16 protein-coding genes are annotated in these 21,819 nt (G+C 60.2%); 7 read left to right on the plus strand and 9 right to left on the minus strand.

The window, feature by feature from the left end; all coding sequences use genetic code 11:
* Nucleotides 1-1,040: 1,040 nt before the first annotated feature.
* From ACZ0A4_RS18550 to ACZ0A4_RS18580, 7 genes are all read left to right on the plus strand, one after another.
* Entirely contained in the window at nt 1,041-2,201 is a 1,161-nt protein-coding gene (locus ACZ0A4_RS18550) for an efflux RND transporter periplasmic adaptor subunit (RefSeq protein WP_463575909.1), read from the plus strand.
* Entirely contained in the window at nt 2,198-5,299 is a 3,102-nt protein-coding gene (locus ACZ0A4_RS18555) for a multidrug efflux RND transporter permease subunit (protein WP_463575910.1), read from the plus strand. The genes ACZ0A4_RS18550 and ACZ0A4_RS18555 overlap by 4 nt, the downstream gene beginning before the upstream one ends.
* Before the next feature lie 9 nt (nt 5,300-5,308).
* Nucleotides 5,309-5,986 carry a heavy metal response regulator transcription factor gene (locus tag ACZ0A4_RS18560; protein ID WP_007916978.1) on the plus strand — a complete coding sequence of 226 codons (678 nt, stop codon included), beginning with the start codon at nt 5,309-5,311 and terminating at the stop codon, nt 5,984-5,986.
* A complete protein-coding gene (locus ACZ0A4_RS18565) occupies nt 5,976-7,340 on the plus strand; it encodes a heavy metal sensor histidine kinase (protein WP_463575911.1) in 1,365 nt (454 codons plus the stop codon). Before ACZ0A4_RS18560 ends, ACZ0A4_RS18565 begins: the two co-directional genes overlap by 11 nt.
* Nucleotides 7,341-7,645: 305 nt before the next feature.
* Entirely contained in the window at nt 7,646-7,867 is a 222-nt protein-coding gene (locus tag ACZ0A4_RS18570) for a hypothetical protein (RefSeq protein ID WP_122604842.1), read from the plus strand.
* 197 nt (nt 7,868-8,064) lie between these two features.
* Nucleotides 8,065-9,381: an OprD family porin gene (locus ACZ0A4_RS18575; protein ID WP_463575912.1), complete on the plus strand. Its 1,317-nt coding sequence runs from the start codon at nt 8,065-8,067 to the stop codon at nt 9,379-9,381.
* A gap of 223 nt (nt 9,382-9,604) precedes the next feature.
* A complete protein-coding gene (locus tag ACZ0A4_RS18580; RefSeq protein ID WP_463575913.1) occupies nt 9,605-11,113 on the plus strand; it encodes a sensor domain-containing diguanylate cyclase in 1,509 nt (502 codons plus the stop codon).
* A gap of 202 nt (nt 11,114-11,315) precedes the next feature.
* Here the strand turns inward: ACZ0A4_RS18580 and lpxC are convergent, their stop codons facing one another.
* From lpxC to murD, 9 genes are all read right to left on the minus strand, one after another.
* Nucleotides 11,316-12,227, minus strand: coding sequence for a UDP-3-O-acyl-N-acetylglucosamine deacetylase (gene lpxC, locus ACZ0A4_RS18585; protein ID WP_007916984.1), 912 nt, complete (start codon nt 12,225-12,227; stop codon nt 11,316-11,318).
* 112 nt (nt 12,228-12,339) lie between these two features.
* The gene (ftsZ, locus tag ACZ0A4_RS18590; protein WP_007916986.1) at nt 12,340-13,536 is read right to left on the minus strand and encodes a cell division protein FtsZ; all 1,197 of its coding nucleotides are present in this window, start codon (nt 13,534-13,536) and stop codon (nt 12,340-12,342) included.
* A gap of 104 nt (nt 13,537-13,640) precedes the next feature.
* On the minus strand, nt 13,641-14,900 hold the full coding sequence (ftsA, locus tag ACZ0A4_RS18595; protein WP_064120500.1) for a cell division protein FtsA: 1,260 nt from the start codon (nt 14,898-14,900) through the stop codon (nt 13,641-13,643).
* A gap of 15 nt (nt 14,901-14,915) precedes the next feature.
* On the minus strand, nt 14,916-15,782 hold the full coding sequence (locus tag ACZ0A4_RS18600) for a cell division protein FtsQ/DivIB (RefSeq protein WP_007916989.1): 867 nt from the start codon (nt 15,780-15,782) through the stop codon (nt 14,916-14,918).
* A 4-nt stretch (nt 15,783-15,786) separates the two neighbouring features.
* Nucleotides 15,787-16,746 (minus strand): D-alanine--D-alanine ligase, encoded by a 960-nt coding sequence (locus tag ACZ0A4_RS18605; RefSeq protein WP_242206793.1) that lies wholly within the window; start codon nt 16,744-16,746, stop codon nt 15,787-15,789.
* A complete protein-coding gene (gene murC / locus ACZ0A4_RS18610; protein WP_137218408.1) occupies nt 16,743-18,203 on the minus strand; it encodes a UDP-N-acetylmuramate--L-alanine ligase in 1,461 nt (486 codons plus the stop codon). The genes ACZ0A4_RS18605 and murC overlap by 4 nt, the downstream gene beginning before the upstream one ends.
* Nucleotides 18,196-19,266: an undecaprenyldiphospho-muramoylpentapeptide beta-N-acetylglucosaminyltransferase gene (gene murG / locus ACZ0A4_RS18615; RefSeq protein WP_064392864.1), complete on the minus strand. Its 1,071-nt coding sequence runs from the start codon at nt 19,264-19,266 to the stop codon at nt 18,196-18,198. The genes murC and murG overlap by 8 nt, the downstream gene beginning before the upstream one ends.
* Nucleotides 19,256-20,473: a putative lipid II flippase FtsW gene (gene ftsW, locus ACZ0A4_RS18620; RefSeq protein ID WP_007916996.1), complete on the minus strand. Its 1,218-nt coding sequence runs from the start codon at nt 20,471-20,473 to the stop codon at nt 19,256-19,258. Before ftsW ends, murG begins: the two co-directional genes overlap by 11 nt.
* Entirely contained in the window at nt 20,470-21,816 is a 1,347-nt protein-coding gene (murD, locus tag ACZ0A4_RS18625) for a UDP-N-acetylmuramoyl-L-alanine--D-glutamate ligase (RefSeq protein ID WP_463575915.1), read from the minus strand. The genes ftsW and murD overlap by 4 nt, the downstream gene beginning before the upstream one ends.
* Between the last annotated feature and the right edge of the window lie 3 nt (nt 21,817-21,819).

A 21,819-nucleotide genomic window follows, 5' to 3' on the forward strand; every position in this document is an offset into this window, starting at 1 on the left:
CCGTTTCTCACGCGGCGAATTGGGTGGCAGCTACGTACGGGGTGAGAAACCGGGCAAGGACCAGTACAACCTCCGGCCGGACCGAAGTCCGCCCGTACATAGCCGCCATAAAAATGCAGGCAGCAATCAGCTGGCGCCGATTATGACGGTACTGGTATTGGAATAATACTTAGCCCGGGTTCTCACACCCGATCACCGAGTTTTCGGCGACAACCAAAGACTAGAGCGCGCACGTCCGACGGACAACCTGAAAACCTTGTGGGAAGGTTCTGGTTAATTGACACAAATTTAAACAGCCAAAAGCCAACCCTCACCCTAGCCCTCTCCCAGAGGGAGAGGGGACTGACCGAGGTGTTTGGCAGAGCTACGCCGACTTGAAATACCGAGCAGAACCCAGATTCTGAAACAGATCAAAAGCCCCTCACCCTAGCCCTCTCCCGGAGGGAGAGGGAACTGACCGTGGTGTTTGGGAGAGCTACGCCGACGTGAAATACCGAGTCGAACACAAATTCTGAAAAGCCGAAAAATCGGCTCCCTCTCCCTCGGGAGAGGGCTGGGGTGAGGGGCGAGAACACCACAATAACCAAAGCCAAGCGCGCCGTGCTCTTCACCACTCAATAGGCCGAGTGTCAGCTCGCCTGCTCTTGATCTTGATCCACGAGCGACGTCGGAAGGCTTCGTTCCGGGATTGATCCGGGCGTGGGAGCGCAGCGACCGTTTGGCGCAGCCAAACACAGCGAGAGGAGGTGCAGCGAAGCAAACCGTAGGCGCTGCGCCCGGATCGATCCCGGAGCGAAGGAACCCCGAGCCCCAGCGAGCGGGCCGCACGCAGGAGCAAGCGTTTTTTGCTTACTTTTTTTGGCGTTTGAAAAAAAGTGAGTCGCCGTAAGGGCGAAACCCTAAGCCGCCGTTACCGCAGCAACGGATATGTACACCCAACGAAACTGACAGCGCTGACAGCTAGCCGTCACCCTACTGACCCGCTGACAGGTTTATAAAGACAACAACCCTGCCCAAACTCCGTCCGGCGCCCACCCCGCATGCGAATCCAAAAGAACAAAGCCCTGCTCGCCACCCTATTGATCGTCCTCGCAGGCGCAGGTCTGTGGTACGCCCTGAAACCCGCCCCGACCAAACTCGCCACGCCCACCGCCATCCCCGTGCGAGTGATCGCAGTCAGCGAAAAAGACGTCCCCCGCTACACCAGCGGCATCGGCTCCGTACTCTCATTACACAGCGTCGTGGTGCGCCCACAAATAGACGGCATCCTCACCAAAATCCTCGTCAAAGAAGGCCAACTGGTCAAAGCAGGCGACCTGCTGGCCACCATCGACGACCGCTCCATCCGCGCCAGCCTCGACCAGGCCCGCGCCCAACTGGGCGAAAGCCAGGCACAACTGCAAGTCGCCTTGGTCAACCTAAAACGCTACAAACTGCTCACCGTCGACGACGGCATCTCGAAACAGACCTACGACCAGCAACAAGCCCTGGTCAACCAACTCAAGGCCACCGCCCAAGGCAACCAAGCGTCGATTGATGCGGCCCAGGTACAACTTTCCTACACACAGATCCGCTCCCCGGTCACCGGCCGCGTCGGTATTCGCACAGTCGACGAAGGCAACTTCCTGCGCATGACCGACACCACCGGCCTGTTCACCGTCACCCAGATCGACCCGATTGCCGTCGAATTCTCCCTGCCCCAGCAAATGCTGCCGACCCTGCAAGGCCTGATCAACGACCCGCAACGCGCACCGGTCAAGGCCTACATCGGCGCCGACACCGATGGCGAAACCGGCAACCTGCTTGGCGAAGGTCACCTGACCCTGATCGACAACCAGATCAACGCCAACACCGGCACCATCCGCGCCAAAGCCGAATTCGCCAACGCCAGCCAGAAGCTCTGGCCCGGGCTGCTGGTCACGGTAAAAATTCAGACGGCCCTCGACAAAGATGCGCTGGTCGTCCCGCCCACCGTCGTACAACGTGGCCTCGACCAACACTTCGTTTACCGGGTGAACGGCGACAAGGTCGAAGCCGTGCAAGTGCAGATGGTTTACCAAGGCAGTGGCCAGGACATCATCCAAGGCGTGAAGGCCGGCGATGTGCTGGTCACCGACGGCCAGTCACGCCTTAAACCGGGTTCCACGGTGCAAGTCATGACCGAGCCGGCGCAGGTGGTGCAAACGGAGCCGAAACCATGAAGGCGCACAAAGGCGTCTCCACATGGTGTATCGATCACCCGGTCGCCACAATCCTGCTGACCATCGCGCTGGTGCTGGTCGGTTTGATTGCCTTCCCGCGTTTGCCGATTGCCCCACTGCCGGAAGCGGAATTTCCTACGATTCAGGTTTCCGCGCAGTTGCCCGGCGCCAGCCCCGACACCATGGCCTCGTCCGTGGCCACGCCGCTGGAGGTGCAATTCAGCGCCATCCCCGGCATGACCCAGATGACCTCTAGCAGTGCCTTGGGCTCAAGCCTGCTTACCCTGCAATTTACCCTCGATAAGAGCATCGACACTGCCGCGCAGGAAGTACAAGCGGCGATCAACACCGCCGCCGGCAAACTGCCCAAGGACATGCCGACACTGCCAACGTGGAAGAAGGTCAACCCCGCCGACAGCCCGGTGCTGATCCTCAGCGTCAGTTCGACGCAAATGCCCGGCACCGAGCTCAGCGACTTGGTGGAAACCCTGCTCTCGCGTCAGATCAGTCAGATCGACGGCGTAGGACAAATCAACATCACCGGCCAGCAACGTCCGGCGATCCGCGTGCAAGCCTCGGCGGACAAACTCGCGGCGATTGGCCTGACCCTCGCCGACATTCGTCTGGCCATCCAGCAAACAAGCCTCAACCTCGCCAAAGGTGCGCTGTACGGCGAATCGAGCATCTCGACACTGTCGACCAACGACCAGTTGTTCCACCCCGAGGACTACAGCCAACTCATCGTTTCCTACAAGGATGGCGCGCCAGTTCACCTGCGCGATGTCGCCAAAGTCGTCAACGGTTCGGAAGATGCCTACGTGCAAGCGTGGGCCGGTGATCAACCCGGTGTGAACCTGGTGATCTCGCGCCAACCAGGCGCGAACATCGTAGAAACGGTCGACCGCATTCAAGCTGCCCTGCCCGGCCTCGAAGCGATGCTGCCGGCCTCGGTGCAAGTGAAAACCTTGATCGACCGTACACAGACCATTCGTGCCTCGCTGCATGAAGTCGAAATCACCCTGTTGATCGCTATCATGCTGGTGGTCGCGGTAATGGCGCTGTTCCTGCGCCAGTTGTCGGCGACCCTGATTGTTTCGGCGGTACTCGGCGTGTCGCTGATCGCCAGTTTCGCCTTGATGTACATCCTCGGTTTCAGCCTGAATAACCTGACGCTGGTGGCAATCGTGGTGGCCGTGGGGTTTGTGGTCGACGATGCGATTGTGGTGGTGGAGAACATCCACCGCCATCTGGAGGCCGGCGACGATATGCGCGAGGCCGCCATCAAGGGCGCCGGCGAGATTGGCTTCACCGTGGTCTCGATCAGTTTCTCGCTGGTGGCGGCGTTCATTCCGCTGCTGTTCATGGGCGGCGTGGTCGGGCGCCTGTTCAAGGAATTCGCCCTGACCGCGACCTCGACCATCATGATTTCCGTGGTGGTCTCGCTGACGTTGGCGCCGACGCTGGCCGCGCTGTTCATGCGCAAACCGGTGCATCACGCCCACGCCAAACCGGGCTTCAGCGAACGCTTGCTCGGCTGGTACGAGAAAGGTCTGCGCCGCGCCCTCGCCCATCAGAAATTGATGATCGGCGTGTTCGGTTTATCGCTGGCGCTGGCCATCGGCGGTTACATCTTTATCCCCAAGGGTTTCTTCCCGGTGCAGGACACCGGTTTCGTCCTCGGCACCACCGAAGCGGCTGCGGATATTTCCTACGGCGACATGGTGAAAAAACATTTGGCCATGGCCGAAATCGTCGCCGCCGATCCGGCGGTGCAGGCGTTTTCCCATTCGGTCGGTGTCTCCGGCAGTAACCAGACCATCGCCAACGGCCGCTTCTGGATCGCCCTGAAAAAACGCGGCGACCGTGATGTTTCAGCCAGCCAGTTCATCGACCGCATCCGCCCGCAACTGATGAAAGTCCCCGGCATCGTCCTCTACCTGCGCGCAGGGCAAGACATCAACCTCAGCTCCGGCCCGAGCCGTGCGCAGTATCAATACGTGCTCAAGAGCAATGACGGCGCAACCCTCGCCACATGGACACAACGTCTCACCGAAAAACTGCGCAGCAACCCGGCGTTCCGCGACATTTCCAACGACTTGCAACTGGGCGGCAGCATCACCCACATCAGCATCGACCGCAGCGCCGCCGCGCGTTTCGGCCTGACCGCCAGCGATGTCGACGAGGCGCTGTACGATGCTTTCGGCCAACGCCAGATCAATGAATTCCAGACCCAGGTCAACCAGTACAACGTGATTCTGGAGCTGGACACCAAGCAGCGCGGCAAGGCCGAAAGCCTCAACTATTTCTACCTGCGCTCGCCGCTGAGTGGCGAGATGGTGCCGCTGTCGGCGCTGGCCAAATTCGATGCGCCGACCATTGGCCCGTTGTCGATTGCCCACGACGGCATGTTCCCCGCCGCCAACCTGTCGTTCAACCTCGCGCCCGGCGTGGCGCTGGGCGATGCGGTGATTCTGCTCAATCAGGCCAAGGCTGAGATCGGCATGCCGACGGCGATCAGCGGCAATTTCCAGGGTGCAGCGCAGGCGTTCCAGAGTTCGCTGGCCAGTCAGCCGTGGCTGATTCTTGCGGCGCTGGTGGCGGTGTACATCATTCTCGGTGTGCTTTATGAAAGCTTCGTGCACCCGCTGACGATCATTTCGACATTGCCGGCGGCAGGTTTGGGCGCGGTGATCATGCTGTGGATCTGTGGCCAGGACTTTTCGATCATGGCGTTGATCGGCCTGGTGTTGCTGATCGGTATCGTCAAGAAGAACGGCATCCTGATGATCGACTTCGCCCTAGAGGCGCAACGCCATCGAGGCCTGTCGCCGCAGGATGCGATTTTCGAGGCGTGCATCACGCGGTTCCGGCCGATCATCATGACCACCCTCGCCGCCCTGCTTGGCGCGCTGCCGCTGATGCTCGGTTACGGCACCGGCGCCGAACTGCGCCAACCGTTGGGGATCGCGGTGGTCGGCGGTTTGCTGGTCAGCCAGATGCTGACGTTGTTTACCACTCCAGTCATATACTTGTGGCTTGAGCGACTTTTCCATAGACCCAAACCTGCGCCCCTGCCGGCGTTGGCGACCACAGACTGAGGCAGGGTCATGCGCGTTCTGATTATCGAAGACGAGGAAAAAACCGCGGACTATCTGCACCGCGGTCTGACGGAACAGGGTTACACCGTGGATCTGGCCCGCGACGGCGTCGAGGGCCTGCATCTGGCGCTGGAAAGCGACTACGCGGTGATCGTCCTCGACGTCATGCTACCGGGCCTCGATGGCTTCGGCGTGCTGCGCGCATTGCGGGCGCGCAAGCAGACCCCGGTGATCATGCTCACCGCCCGCGAGCGCGTCGAAGACCGCATCAAAGGCCTGCGCGACGGCGCCGACGATTACCTCGGCAAACCGTTTTCCTTCCTCGAACTGGTCGCGCGTCTGCAAGCGCTGACCCGACGCAGTGGCGGGCATGAACCGGTGCAGGTGAGCATCGCCGACCTGTGGATAGATCTGATCAGCCGCAAGGCCACTCGCGCCGGCACACGCCTGGATCTGACCGCTAAAGAGTTTTCGCTGCTTAGCGTGCTGGCCCGTCGGCAAGGTGAAATCCTTTCGAAAACTGCGATCGCCGAGATGGTCTGGGACATCAATTTCGACAGCGATGCCAACGTCGTCGAGGTCGCGATCAAACGCTTGCGCGCCAAACTCGACGGGCCGTTCGACGAAAAACTGCTGCACACCATTCGCGGCATGGGTTATGTGCTGGAGAGCCGTGGTGTCCAGTAACTCGATTGCCCTGCGCCTGAGCGGGATGTTCACGCTGGTGGCGTTAGTGGTGTTTCTGTTGATTGGCGGCGCGTTGTATCAGCAGGTCGATAAAGGCTTGGGGTTACTGCCGGAAGCCGAGCTGGATGCGCGCTACAGCGTGCTCGAATCGGCGCTCAATCGCTTCGGCACGCCGGAGCATTGGTTGAAGATCAACGCCAAGTTGAAGCTGCTCGGCGAAGAGGACAAGCGCATTCGGTTCTGGGTGGTGAGTGGCGATCCGGGTTACGAGTATGGTCAACCGGATGCGGTGATTCGCGCGTTCGCCCAAGGGCCGCTGGGCATGCATGACCTGCAGTTGCCCGACCATCCTTATCCGCTGAAAGTGCTGCTGACCGAGTTGCCGGCCAAAGATCAGCGCCCGCCGCTGCGCTTCATGATCGGCATCGATACCGAGACCTTTCATGAGACTCAGCACAACCTGCTGACCGCATTGATCGGGCTGGCGATTGTCGGTGTACTGATGGCGTCGGCGTTGGGGTATTGGGTCGCCCGGATTGGTTTGAAGCCGTTGATCAAACTGTCCCACGAGGCTCAACGACTGGCGCCACCCCTTCGCGCCGGGCGCTTGCGTCTGTCGCCGCTGCCACCGGAGCTTGAGCAATTTGTCGACTCGTTCAACTCGACACTGGAACGGGTTGAACAGGCCTACTCGCGACTCGAATCGTTCAACGCCGACGTCGCCCATGAGCTGCGTTCGCCGCTGACCAATCTGATTGGCCAGACGCAGGTGGCGCTGACTCGCGGGCGCTCCGCCGAACATTATTTCGAAGTGCTGCAATCGAATCTTGAAGAGCTGGAACGGTTGCGTTCGATCATCAATGACATGCTGTTTCTGGCCAGTGCCGATCAAGGCAACAAGGCGACGAAACTCACGTCCACTTCGCTGGCGGATGAGGTGGCAACGACGCTGGAGTATCTGGATTTCATCCTTGAAGACGCACAGGTTGAAGTGCAAGTCAGCGGCGATGCGCTGGTGCAGATCGAGGTCGCGCATTTGCGCCGGGCATTGATCAATCTGTTGAGCAACGCAGTGCAACACACCGGGCCTGGTCAGGTGATCGAGGTGCGTATTGAGGTGGAAGCGCATCAGGTGAGTATTGGTGTGGCCAATCCCGGATCGCCGATTGCCAGTGAGCATTTGCCACGCTTGTTCGAGCGCTTTTATCGGGTGGATGCGTCGCGCAGTAATAGTGGCAATAACCATGGCTTGGGGCTGGCGATCGTTAAGGCGATTGCGCTGATGCATGGTGGGGATGTGTTTGTGCGCAGTGATCGGGGAATGAATACTTTCGGGATTTATTTGCCGGTTTGAAAAGCCCCTCACCCTAACCCTCTCCCGGTGGGAGAGGGGACTGACCGTGGGGTTCTTTCGAAGTACGCCGACCTGAAAGCTCGAGTCGAACTCAGGCTTTGAACAGCCCCCGATCGGCTCCCTTTCCCCCTCGCCCCCCTGGGGGAGAGGGCTGGGGTGAGGGGGTTGCTCTTGGCTGCACCGCGATCTTCGACTTTTACCTCCTGCGCAACAGTCATTTATGAAAATCACGCTGTTTCCCTGCGTCCGGCGACCTTATCTTTGCCCGCACCAAACAGCACTCGCCAAGCGAGAAGGTTTTCAAGATGTCCAACAGTATGGGTATTGCCAGCGCGTTCGTTTTGTCCTCATTGATCCTGTCGCCGATGGCGATGGCTGAAGAATCGCAGGCGTTCGTGGCGCAGAATGTCGCTCGCGCTCAGGCCTTCGATCAGCATCAGGCCGAAGTGATGGCCAAGGCGCAAGACGCCACGCAAGCCCCACAAGCTGCCACTTCCCAGGCTCAAGCGTCCGAGAAAGACAGCTGAGCCGCGCTCCGCGCCAACGTTTCCCTCGACGCGGTTGTTTGGCTCTTCCCGTTCAACCGTCGTCATTCCAGGCCGCTGCCTTTCAGCGGCCTTTTTTCGTTGTGGTCTGAAAGCCGTTTGGTTCGTCTGTAACAACAAGAAACATCGAGCGCCTCAAAATAAAGAGGCGCCAGTTGACCCAAGGAGCTCCATCGCACGTGCGTTACCCAGTTCGCTTCACCCCGCTATTCCTTGCAATTGCCGCAACGATTGCCCCCACCGCCCACGCCGACGAGCCCGCCAACGAAGGCTTCGTCGAAGGCTCGAGCCTCAACCTCAACGCCCGCAACTACTACATGAATCGCAACCGCTTGCAGAAAGCGGACGACAACATAGAGTGGGGCCAGGGGTTTCTCGGGGTCTTCAAGTCGGGTTACACCGAAGGCACGGTGGGTTTCGGCATCGACGCCCACGCCATGCTCGGGCTGAAACTCGACGGCGGTGGCGGCACCGACGGTTCGAGCATCCTGCCGGTCAGAGAGAGTGGCGGCAAAGCACCGGGCGCTTTCTCAACCGCCGGTGGCACGCTGAAAATGCGCGCGTTCGATACCGAATTGAAGGCTGGTGATCTGTTCCTCACCAACCCAGTGATTGCCGGCGGTGAAACGCGCATGCTGCCGCAGACTTTCCGTGGCGTGAGCCTGACCAACCACAGCTTCGACGGTTGGTTGATCGAAGGCGGCCAGGCCAGTTTCACCAAGCCTTACAACCAGAGCGGTCACACGCGCATCGGCACTTCCTACGGGACATTGGCCGATGGCGACGAGAGCCAGCACCTGAACTGGGCCGGTGTGGCCTGGAGCGGCGTCGAAGGCCTGACCAGCAGTCTTTATGCGTCCGAGCTAAAGGACATCTGGAACCAGTACTACTACGACCTCGACTACACGTGGGAGTTGAACGATCTGGTCAGCCTCAACCCGGGCTTGCACTTCTATCACACGCAAGACACGGGTGATGCGCTGCTGGGCAATATCGACAACAACACCTACAGCCTGCATTTCACCGTTGGCGTCGGTAATCACAGCGTTACCGCCGCGTATCAGCGGGTCAACGGCAACACGCCGTTCGACTACATCAGCCAGGGCGACAGCGTTTACCTCGACAACTCCCAGCAGTATTCCGACTTCAACGGCCCGAACGAGCGCTCGTGGAAGCTCAAATACGCCTACGACTTCGCCGGTGTCGGCGTACCGGGACTGACCTCGTCCGTGTCCTACTCGCGCGGCACTGTCGACCTGACCAAGGTTGACCCCGACAGCAAAGGCTATTCCAACTGGTACAGCGCCGAGGGCCGCAACGCCAAGCATTGGGAGCGCGATCTCGATTTGCAGTACGTGGTGCAGAGCGGTCAGGCCAAAGATCTGGCGGTGCACCTGCAATGGGCAACCAACCGTGGCGGCAACGGCTACGGTGTAATTGATTCGGATACAGATGAATACCGCGTCATCATCGACTACCCGATCAACGTCTTCTAAGATCGGCGCCGTAACACCGTATTGAATTCCAGGATGTACCCTTGTGGGAGCGAGCCTGCTCGCGAAGGCGGTCTATCAATCGACATCTATGTTGAATGACACGCCACTTTCGTCGGAACGCCGCCCGGAGCAGGCTCGCTCCCACATTGCGAATGGTTTCTGGCTTCGGCTGTGGTGTTTGGCCTACTACGCTTATAAGACTCTCTCAACCGACAGCCCAATCATGATCGCGAGCCGTACCCCACCCGTTGCGGGCAAAACCGGACGCCCCGAGTTGCTGCTGATCTGCGGCAGTTCGCTGACCGTGATCGCGATTCTGTGCATCGTCACGTTCCTGCTGATCCGCGAGCACGCCAACGCTCAGGAATCGGCGACCCGCAGCGCCACCACCATCGCGCAACTGATCGACGCCGATGTGCTGCGCACGGTCGAGTTGTACGACCTGACCCTGCAAGGCCTGATCGCTGCCGCCCAACGCGATGATCTGCAAACTGTCTCACCGCAGATCCGTCATCTGGCGCTGTTCGACCGCTCGACCACCGCGCGCTTCAAGGGCGACATTCTGCTGCTCGACAAACACGGCAACGTCATTGCCGATTCTTCGCGGGTCGAGCCGAAACCGGGCAACTTTGCCGACCGCGATTACTTCCTCGCGCACGCGTTCAATCGCGACATCGGCATGTTCATCAGCCGTCCGTTCAAGACCCGTTGCGACTGCGATGAAGCCAACCAGTGGCGGATCAGCTTCAGTCGACGGATTTCCTCGGACACCGGTGAGTTCGCCGGCGTGGCCGTGGCGTCGATGAAACTCGACTACTTCGACCAATTGTTCAACAGCCTCGACATCGGCAAAGACAGCACGTTGAACATCATCGACAACGACGGCGTCTTGCTGGCGCAAAAGCCCTATTTGCAAAGCAACTCCATCGGCAAAAGCTTCGGCAACCGGCCCAACGTCATACGGATTCTGCGCGACAAGAGTGGCAATGGCAGTTTCAACAGCGTTTCGAGCATCGACCATCAGCAACGTCTCTATACCTATTCGCGGGTCGGCAATCTGCCGTTGATCGTGATGGTCGCGCTGTCCAGCGACGAGGTGTTCGGCACGTGGCGTCGTACCGCTCTGTTGATCAGCGGCGCCACGGGAGTGTTGTGCGCGGGGTTGCTGTGGCTGACCTGGTTGCTGGCCCGCGAGTTGCGCTTGCGTCAACGGGCCGAGCGCGAGCTGGCGCAACTGGCCGCCACCGATGCACTGACCGGTGTGGCCAATCGGCGAATGCTCGATCAGGCCCTGCGTCACGAGTGGTTCCGTGCTCAACGCTCAGGCAAACCGCTGTCGGTGATGATGATCGATGCCGATCACTTCAAGGCATTCAATGACCGGCATGGGCATCAGGCCGGGGATCAGGCGTTGCGCGAACTGGCCAAGGTGATCACGGCGAACGTGCGACGACCGGCGGATCTGGTCGCGCGCTATGGCGGCGAGGAGTTTTCGGTGATTCTCGCCGAGACCGGCGGTCATGGCGCGCAACAGATCGCCGAGCATATTCGTCAGGCGGTGAAGCAGTTGCCGTTGGTCGACGGGGCAGAGCGGCCGATGACCGTGAGTATCGGCATCGCGACGTGGACGGCGGCGAGTGAGATGACGCTGGAGCAGTTGCTGTTTGTGGCGGACAAGGCGTTGTATCAGGCCAAGGAAGGTGGGCGTAATCGGGTGGTAATCGCAACCTGACAGATGTATTGGCCTCACCGGCCCCATCGCTGGCAAGCCAGCTCCCACAGGGATTTGTGATGTGCTGCAGATTTGTGATTAACAAAGAAAACTGTGGGAGCTGGCTTGCCAGCGATAGGGCCTTTCCAGGCAACACAAAAATCGCAGGCATAAAAAAAGGCCATCCGAGGATGGCCTTCAAAAAACTAGAGAGGTTTTTTACTTACACCGCCGCAACAGGACGCATGTAAGAGATCGGTGCGGTGCTGGCGTCTTCGAACGTCACCACTTCCCAAGCATCTGTTTGCTCAATCAACTTGCGCAACAGCTGGTTGTTCAGTGCATGACCGGACTTGAAGCCTTTGAACTCACCAATCAGGCTGTTACCCAGCAGATACAGGTCGCCAATGGCATCGAGGATCTTGTGCTTCACGAATTCGTCTTCATAGCGAAGACCGTCTTCGTTCAACACGCCATCGGCATCGACCACGATTGCGTTTTCAACGCTGCCGCCGAGTGCGAGGTTGTGCTTGCGCAGGTACTCGATATCACTCATGAAACCAAAGGTACGGGCGCGGCTGACTTCTTTTACGAACGAAGTGCTGGAAAAATCCACGCTTGCACTTTGGGTGCGGTCCCGGAATACCGGGTGATCGAAATCGATCTCGAAGCTCACCTTGAATCCTTCGAAAGGGACGAAAGTGGCGCGCTTGTCGCCGTCTTCCACTGTCACTTCACGCAGGATGCGGATGAATTTCTTGGCGGCGTCCTGTTCTTCCAGGCCTGCCGATTGAATCAGGAATACGAAGGGTCCAGCGCTGCCATCCATGATCGGGACTTCGGACGCGGAGAGCTCGACGTAGGCGTTATCGATGCCCAGGCCAGCCATGGCCGAGAGCAAGTGCTCTACCGTGTCCACTTTCACGTCGCCGTTAATCAGCGTCGTCGACATAGTGGTTTCACCGACGTTTTCCGCGCGGGCAGGAATCTGCACCACAGGGTCGAGGTCAGCGCGACAAAACACAATGCCAGTGTCGACAGGCGCAGGCTTGAGGGTCAGATAGACCTTCTCACCGGAGTGCAGGCCTACACCTGTGGCACGGATAATATTTTTCAGTGTGCGTTGTTTAATCATGGCTTGGGCCGCTTCAGCGCAAATTGCGAACTGGTATCAACAAAGGCTGGCGATGATAGCAGACCATGCCTTTGCTGAACACCAATCACCTTCATAGCCCTGATACATTCCATCAATCGGCCTGACGACGCAGGAAAGCCGGGATGTCCAGGTAGTCCAGATCATCTTGCGGATTCATCTTCGCGGCAGCCGCAGCACCGGCCTGAGCCTGGTTGCGCATGACGGTCGGACGGTCCAGATCACGGTAGTTCACCGCTGGCGCTTCCTGACGGGCCGCAGCCGGTTGTTGCACCTGGGCGGAAGCCATGGAGGTGTGAACGGTGTTGTCGATGACCTTGACAGGCTTCTCGATTTTCGCGCCCAGACCAGTGGCAACCACAGTTACGTGCAGCTCATCGCGCATGTCCGGATCGATAACGGTACCGACCTTGACCATCGCGTGCTCGGAAGCGAAGGCTTCGATGATCGAACCCACGTCGGAGTACTCACCCAGAGACAGGTCAGGACCGGCAGTGATGTTCACCAGGATGCCGCGTGCACCTTGCAGGTTCACGTCTTCCAGCAACGGGTTGCGGATCGCCGCTTCGGTGGCTTCACGTGCACGGTTCGGACCGCTGGCGCAGCCAGTGCCCATCATCGCCATGCCCATTTCGCTCATCACGGTACGCACGTCGGCGAAGTCGACGTTGATCATGCCCGGACGCTTGATGATGTCGGAGATACCGCGAACGGCACCGGCCAGTACATCGTCTGCCTTGGCGAAAGCCGACAAGAGGCTTGCGTCTTTACCGAGGATGGTCAGCAGCTTCTCGTTGGGAATGGTGATCAACGAGTCGACGCTTTCCGAGAGCATGCGGATGCCTTCATCGGCGATCTGCATACGCTTGCGGCCTTCGAACGGGAACGGACGCGTGACTACCGCAACGGTCAGAATGCCCATTTCCTTGGCCACTTCGGCGATGATCGGCGCAGCACCGGTACCGGTACCGCCGCCCATGCCAGTGGTGATGAACACCATGTTGGTGCCCTGCAGGACTTCGGCAATGCGCTCACGGTCTTCGAGAGCGGCCTGACGACCTACTTCAGGGTTGGCGCCAGCGCCCAGACCTTTGGTCACGCCGGTGCCCAGTTGCAGAATGGTACGCGCGCCGATGTTTTTCAGCGCTTGAGCATCAGTGTTGGCGCAGATGAATTCAACGCCTTCGATGTTGCTCTTGACCATGTGATTGACAGCGTTGCCGCCGCCACCGCCAACACCGATAACTTTGATTACCGGGCTTGCGGGGATGTTGTCTACGAGTTCGAACATTTTCCCTCTCCTTACATTCTCTAGTTTTTTCGCCTACTGCTTTTTTGTTGCGGTGCATCTACTGCTACTGCTTGCCGCTCGAAGCTTGACGCTTCCGGCTGCTTTTAAAAGTTGCCTTGAACCCACTTCTTCAATCGGTCCAGCAACGGCGCCTGTGGCTCTTCGTTGCTGTAGCTGTCGCGGCTGCCGATGCCGGAGAACGAAACCCCGTCGGACTGCTTTTGCAGGCCATACATCAACAAGCCAACGCCAGTGGAATAAATCGGGTTGCGCACCACGTCATCCAGGCCCTTCACGCCGTGCGGCACACCCAGACGAACCGGCATGTGGAAGATTTCCTCGGCCAATTCAGTGGCGCCTTCCATCTTCGACGTACCACCGGTCAGGACGATGCCGGCCGGGATCAGGTCTTCGTAGCCACTGCGACGCAACTCGGCCTGAATCAACGTGAACAGTTCGTCGTAACGCGGCTCGACCACTTCGGCCAGGGCCTGACGTGACAGTTCGCGCGGTGGACGGTCGCCAACGCTTGGCACCTTGATGGTTTCACCGGCACCGGCCAGTTTCGCCAGGGCGCAGGCGTAACGAATCTTGATTTCTTCGGCGTACTGGGTCGGGGTGCGCAACGCCATGGCGATGTCGTTGGTCACCTGATCACCGGCAATCGGGATGACCGCGGTGTGGCGAATCGCGCCTTCGGTGAAGATCGCGATGTCGGTGGTGCCGCCGCCGATGTCGACCAGGCACACGCCCAGCTCTTTCTCGTCGTCGGTCAGCACCGAGTAGGCCGAGGCCAGTTGCTCGAGAATGATGTCGTCGATTTCCAGACCGCAGCGACGCACACATTTTTCAATGTTCTGTGCAGCGTTGACGGCGCAGGTGACCACGTGAACCTTGGCCTCCAGACGTACGCCGGACATGCCCAGTGGCTCGCGAACACCTTCCTGGTTATCGATCACGTAATCCTGCGGCAGGGTGTGCAGCACGCGCTGGTCAGCGGGGATCGCCACGGCTTGAGCGGCGTCGAGGACGCGCTCAAGGTCGGCCGAGCTGACTTCGCGATCACGGATCGCGACGATGCCGTGGGAGTTCAGGCTGCGGATGTGATTGCCCGCCACGCCGACGAACGCCGAGTGAATGCGGCAGCCCGCCATCAGTTGGGCTTCTTCGATCGCGCGCTGGATCGATTGCACGGTGGACTCGATGTTGACCACCACGCCCTTCTTCAGGCCACGGGATGGATGGGTACCGATCCCGACGATTTCCAGCGTGCCGTCGTCGGAGACCTCGCCGACCAGCGCCACCACCTTGGAGGTGCCGATATCGAGACCGACGATCATTTTTCCGCTTTGCACGTTTGCCATGGGTCCTGCCTCTTCTTAATTCTTTGCGACAGCGGGTTGGGCTGTCGTCGGCGCTACTGGTTCCCGCCAGCCAACAGCGAGGCCGTTGGCGTAGCGCAGATCGATGCGCGCAATGTTCGTAATCTGGTCTTTAAGCGTCTTGTCATAGATGGCGATAAAGCGGCGCATCTTTTCCACCAGGTTGCCGCGTCCCAGCAGCAACTCGATGCCGGGGCCGGAACTGCCGGCACCGGTGGTCAGGAACCAACTCCCGCGTTCACGCAATTCCAGGCGCGCAATCGAGAAGCCCAACGGCCGCAGCATCTGGCTCAACACCTGGTACTGCTGCATGACTTGCTGCTGAGCCCGTTGTGGGCCGAACAGCTGTGGCAGGTGTTCGTAATTCGCCAGTTCCTTTGGCGTAAACGCCTGGCCCTGGTTGTTCAGCAACGACTCGTCGCCCCAACGCGCCACCGGCAGTTGTTCTTCGAGACGGATCACAACCTGGTCTGGCCATACCCGACGTACTTCGGCATGGGCAATCCACGGCATCTGCTCAAGCTCGGTGCGCATCCCCGCCAGGTCGATGGTGAAGAAGCTCGACGCCACGTACGGGGCGATCCGCTGCTGCACCGCTTGCTGGCTGATGTAGCTCAGGTCGCCTTGCACGGCGATCTTGGTGATCGGCCGGTCGGCGTACGGCAGCAAACGTGTTGCACCTTCGTAAGTACCAAAGCCCAGCACCACCAACAGCACCGGCCAGAACAGGCTCTTCAGAAAGCTGAAATTGGCTTTCGGCAGGCGTGCGGACATCGGCTCTTTCGCCACCATGCGGCTGGCACCCCGTGGCACCGGCTTGCGGCCGGGTGCGGGAGGCTGATGTCGGAGCTGAGCGCCTTGCATCGTCTTAACCTCGAGCGTCTTCAACACTGGCGGCCAGAATGGCCAGAACCAGTTGCTGGAAATCCAGACCGGCCGCACGCGCGGCCATCGGCACCAGACTGTGATCGGTCATGCCCGGAGCGGTGTTCACTTCCAGGAACCAGAACTGCCCGTCGGCGTCCTGCATCACGTCCGCCCTGCCCCAACCGGCAATACCCAGCGCCTCACTGGCCTTGGCCGTGAGATCCATGAGTTCCTGTTCCTTGGCGGCATCCAGCCCGCACGGAATGCGGTACTGGGTATCGTTGGCGATGTACTTGGCGTCGTAGTCGTAGAACGTGTGCGGTGTACCCAGGGCGATAGGAGGCAACACCTGGTCACGCAGGGTGGCGATGGTGAACTCCGGACCTTGAATCCATTGCTCAACCAAGACTTGCGAATCGTAGGTACTGGCCGCTTTCCATGCGTCGATCAACTCGGACGCAGAACTCACTTTGGCCATCCCGATACTTGAACCTTCATGCGCCGGTTTGACGATCAAAGGGAAGCCCAGTTCCGTCGCCGCGGAAATACAATCGGCTTCGCTGCACAGCACGGCGTGACGCGGCGTCGGAATCCCGAGGCTGTGCCAGACCTGCTTGGTGCGCAGTTTGTCCATCGCCAGTGCCGAAGCCAGAATGCCGCTGCCGGTGTACGGAATACCCGCCACTTCGAGCAGGCCCTGCATGGAGCCGTCTTCACCGCCACGGCCGTGAAGAATGATGAAGGCGCGGTCGATCTTTTCGCTGAGCAGACGTTGCAGAATGTCGTCGCCAACGTCGATGCCAAACGCGTCCACGCCAGCGCTCTGCAGCGCGTCGAGCACGGCGTTACCGGATTTCAACGAAACCTCACGCTCGGCACTCAGGCCGCCAAAGAGCACGGCAACGCGGCCGAAGTCTTTCGGCGCGATAGTGGAAAACAGCTTGGCGTAGGCAGCAGTCATTTCAACTTCCCCTCGACCGACGCCGCCACGGCGCCAGCGAACAATTCACTTTTCAACAGCTTCGGCGCGAGACCGCCGATATCACCGGCGCCCTGGCACAGCAGGATGTCGCCGGCACGCAGCAGCGGCTTGACCAGTGGCGCCAGATCGACGCCACGCTCGATGTAGATCGGGTCGAGCTGACCACGCTGGCGGATGCTGTTGCACAGCTTGCGGCTGTCGGCACCCGGGATCGGCTCTTCGCCGGCCGGATAAACTTCCATCAGCAGCAGCACGTTGGCATCGGCCAGTACATTGACGAAGTCGTCGTACAGATCGCGGGTGCGGCTGTAGCGATGCGGCTGGTAGACCATCACCAGACGGCGCTCCGGCCAGCCACCGCGTACAGCTTTGATCACTGCCGCGACTTCGGTCGGGTGGTGACCGTAGTCATCGACCAGCATCACGTTGCCGCCGTCCACCGGCAGTTCGCCGTAGACCTGAAAGCGTCGACCAACACCCTGGAAGCCCGACAGGCCCTGGACGATGGCTTCATCACTGACGCCTTCGTCGGTGGCGATGCAAATGGTCGCCAGCGAATTGAGCACGTTGTGATTGCCCGGCATGTTCACCGACACGTCCAACGGCTCACGGTCAGGGCGCAACACGGTGAAGAAGGTCTGCATGCCTTGCTGGCGGATATTGATCGCGCGGACGTCAGCGTCTTCGCTGAAGCCGTAGGTCACGGTCGGACGTTTCACCAGCGGCAGGATTTCGCGCACCACCGGATCGTCCAGGCACATTACTGCCAAACCGTAGAACGGCAGGTTGTGCAGGAACTCGACGAAGGTTTTCTTCAGTTTGTTGAAGTCACCGTCGTAGGTCGCCATGTGGTCAGCGTCGATGTTGGTGACCACGGCCACCAGCGGTTGCAGGTGCAGGAAACTCGCATCGCTTTCATCGGCTTCGGCAATCAGGTAACGGCTGGTGCCGAGCTGGGCATTGGTGCCCGCAGCATTCAGACGGCCACCAATCACGAAGGTCGGGTCCAGACCACCGGCCGCGAACACCGAAGCGATCAGGCTGGTGGTGGTGGTTTTGCCGTGGGTACCGGCGACGGCGATACCGTGGCGATAGCGCATCAGTTCGGCGAGCATTTCGGCACGCGGCACCACTGGAATGCGACGCTCAAGCGCAGTCGCGACTTCCGGGTTGGAGGTGTTCACAGCACTCGACACCACCAGCACATCGGCGGTCGCGGCGTTCTCGGCACGGTGGCCGATGAAAATCTGCGCGCCGAACGATTCCAGACGCTCGGTCACCGGCGAGGCTTTCAGGTCGGAACCGGAGACTTCATAACCCAGGTTCAACAACACTTCGGCGATACCGCACATGCCCACGCCGCCGATGCCGACGAAGTGGATGCGACGGATGCGGCGCATTTCCGGTTGTGGCATGGCTTTCTGATTCTCAACCATGGGCCACCTCCAGACAGGTATCGACCACGCTACGGGTGGCATCGGGTTTCGCCAGACGGCGGGCCGCTTGGGCCATATCTTCGAGTCGTTGCGGTTGCATCAAGACCTCTGTCAGGCGCGCGGCAAGGTCCGCGGCACCAGTCGTTCTTTGCGGCATCAGGAAGGCAGCGCCTTCACGGGCCAAATAATCGGCGTTGCGGGTCTGGTGATCGTCGATCGCGTGGGGCAAAGGCACCAGCATCGAGGGCAGACCGGCGGCAGCCAGCTCACTGATGGTCAACGCGCCTGCGCGGCACACCACCAGGTCAGCCCAGCCATAGGCCTGGGCCATGTCTTTGATGAAAGGCTGCACCTGCGCATCCACACCGGCGGCGCGGTAGCGCTCTGCAGTCACTTCATCGTGGTTTTTGCCGGCCTGATGAAACACTTCCGGGCGCAAATCGGCAGCGACTTGGGCCAGGGCTTCAGGCAGCAACTTGTTCAACGGTTCTGCGCCAAGGCTTCCGCCAAGGATCAGCAAACGCGCTTTGCGACCGGCCAGGGCTGGTCGCGATGTGTCGAGGAACAGCTCGCTGCGCACCGGGTTTCCGGTGGTACGGCGGGTGTCCGACAGAGTAAAGGTGTCCGGGAACGCTTCACACACCCGGGCGGCGAACGGCACCAGCAACCGATTGGCGGTGCCAGCAACGGCGTTCTGCTCGTGAACGATCACCGGCACGCCGGCCAGTTTTGCGGCAAGACCACCGGGGCCGGTCACATAACCACCGAAGCCAACCACGCACACCGGCTTCAAGCGACGAATGATCGCCCGCGCCTGCCACACCGATTTCAGCAGCATGAACGGCGCCTTGAGCAGCGATAGCTTGCCCTTGCCGCGCAGACCCGTGGCGTTGATGCGGTGCAGTTCAAGACCTGCGGCCGGCACCAGTTCATTTTCAATTCCGCGTGGCGTGCCGAGCCAGTGCACGGTGTAGCCGCGCGCCTGAAACTCGCGGGCACAAGCCAGCGCCGGGAACACGTGGCCGCCGGTTCCGCCGGCCATGATCAATACGTTAGCGCCCATGATTCGGCTCCTCGGCGAAGTCGCTCTCATGGAATTCCATCTCTTCACTGCCCAGGTGGGTTCGACTCTCCCACTCGATCCTCAATAACAAACCGAGGCAGGCACAGCAGATCACCAACGAGCTACCGCCATAACTGAGGAACGGCAAGGTCAGACCCTTGGTTGGCAGCAGGCCGACGTTCACACCGATGTTGATCAGGAACTGACCAATCCACAGGAACGACAGACCGTAAGCCACATAAGCGGCGAAGAACTGCTTGGCTTTCTCTGCCCACAGGCCGATGTACATGCCGCGAATACACACGAAAACAAACAGCGCGACGGTGCACAGCGAACCGACGGCGCCCAATTCTTCAGCCAGAACCGAGAACACGAAGTCGGTGTGCGCTTCCGGCAGGTAAAACTGCTTCTGCACGCTGTTGCCCAACCCCACGCCGAGCCATTCACCGCGACCGAAGGCGATCAACGCTTGCGACAACTGATAGCCGGCACCGAACTGATCAGCCCACGGGTCAGCGAAGTTGGTCAGACGCGCCATTCGATACGGCTGCATCTGAATCAGCAAGACCACGGCACCGACCGCCAAGACCACCATCAGCGAAAAGCGGAACAACCCGACCCCGCCGAGGAACAGCATGGCCGCCGCTGCACCCATCATCACCACGGTGGCACCGAAGTCCGGCTCCATCAGCAACAGACCGGCCATCGGCAGCAGCACGATGAACGGCTTGAAGAAACCCATCCAGCTCTCACGCACTTCTTTCTGGCGACGCACCAGATAACCGGCGAGGTAGATCACCACGAACACCTTGGCGATTTCCGACGGCTGCACGTTGAAGAAGCTGAATCCGATCCAGCGCATCGAACCGTTCACTTCGCGTCCGATGCCAGGAATGATCACCATAACCAGCAAGCCAAACGCGCCGATCAGCATCAGCCAGCCGAGACGTTGCCAGGTGGCGATCGGAATCATCATGGTGACGATGCACGCGCCCAATCCGAGCACCACATAGATAAGGTGGCGAATCATGTAATACAGCGGACTGCCCGACTGCGCCGCCGCCACTTCAGTGGACGCCGAGGCGATCATGATCAAACCGAGACCGAGCAATGCCAGGCAACCGGCGAGCATCGGGAAATCGAGGTCGATACCGCGCCCGGTGATGATCGGCGACGGATACGGTTTGATGATATTGCGCAGGCTCATGCCAATTCCTCCACAGCGCGGACGAACTGGTGACCACGGTCTTCGTAATTCTTGAACATGTCGAAACTGGCGCAGGCCGGCGACAGCAGCACCACATCACCCGGCTGGGCGGCGGCGCGGCATTGCGCAACGGCATCGACCAGCGAGGTCGCGCGAATCAGCGGCACGGCATCACCGAGGGCTTCACCGATCTTGTCGGAGTCGCGGCCCATCAGGATAACGGCACGGCAGTTGGCCGCGACCGGATCACGCAGATCGTTGAATTCGGCACCCTTGCCATCGCCACCGGCGATCAGGATGACCTTGCCGTCGATGTCCGCGCCCAAGCCTTCGATGGCGGCCAGTGCGGCGCCAACGTTGGTCGCTTTGGAATCGTTGTAGTAAGCGACGCCATCGAGATCACGCACCCACTGGCAGCGGTGTTCGAGACCGGCAAACGTGCGCAAGGCCGAGAGCATGGCGTCGAACGGCAAGCCCACAGCATGACCGAGCGCCAGCGCCGCGAGGGCGTTGGACTGGTTGTGTGCGCCGCGAATCTTCAGTTCACGCACCGGCATCAGGTTCTGGAATTCGAAGGCAAGATACTTCTCGCCCTCTTCTTCACGAATACCGAATGCCTTGAAATCCGGTTTGGTCAGGCCGAAGGTCCAGCACGGCTGGCCCTCGCCCATCAACGGACGGCTCAGCGCGTCCTGCCGATTGACCACGAACTGCCTGGCACCCCGGAAGATCCGGTGCTTGGCCAGGTGGTACGCCGGCAGACCGCTGTAGCGATCCATGTGGTCTTCGCTGATGTTCAGCACGGTGGCCACTTCAGCGTTGAGCTGGTCGGTGGTTTCCAGCTGAAAGCTCGACAGCTCCATCACGTACAGCTCGACGTCGTCGCTGAGCAGATCCAGCGCCGGGGTGCCGAGATTGCCGCCGACGGCGACACGTTTGCCGGCCGCAGCCGCCATCTCGCCGACCAGGGTGGTGACGGTGCTTTTCGCGTTGGAACCGCTGATGGCCACGATCGGCGCCTGCGCGTTACGCGCGAACAGCTCGATGTCGCCAGAGAGTTTCACGCCACGGGCCGCAGCAGCTTGCAGGGCCGGGGTCGCCAACGCCAGGCCGGGGCTCACGTAGAGCTCGTCGGCACGGCAGAGGAATTCGACGTCCAGCTCGCCACAACGCACTTCCACGTGCGGATAGTCACGCTTGAGCGTGGCCAGTTCCGGTGGATTTTCCCGCGTGTCCGCCACGGCAAACGACGTGCCCCGGCTCGCCAGGAAGCGAACCAGGGACATGCCGCTCTTGCCGAGGCCGACAACGATGCGGAAGTGGTCAGAAGCGATCAGAGACACTCG

This window comes from Pseudomonas sp. AC172 (assembly GCF_979258595.1).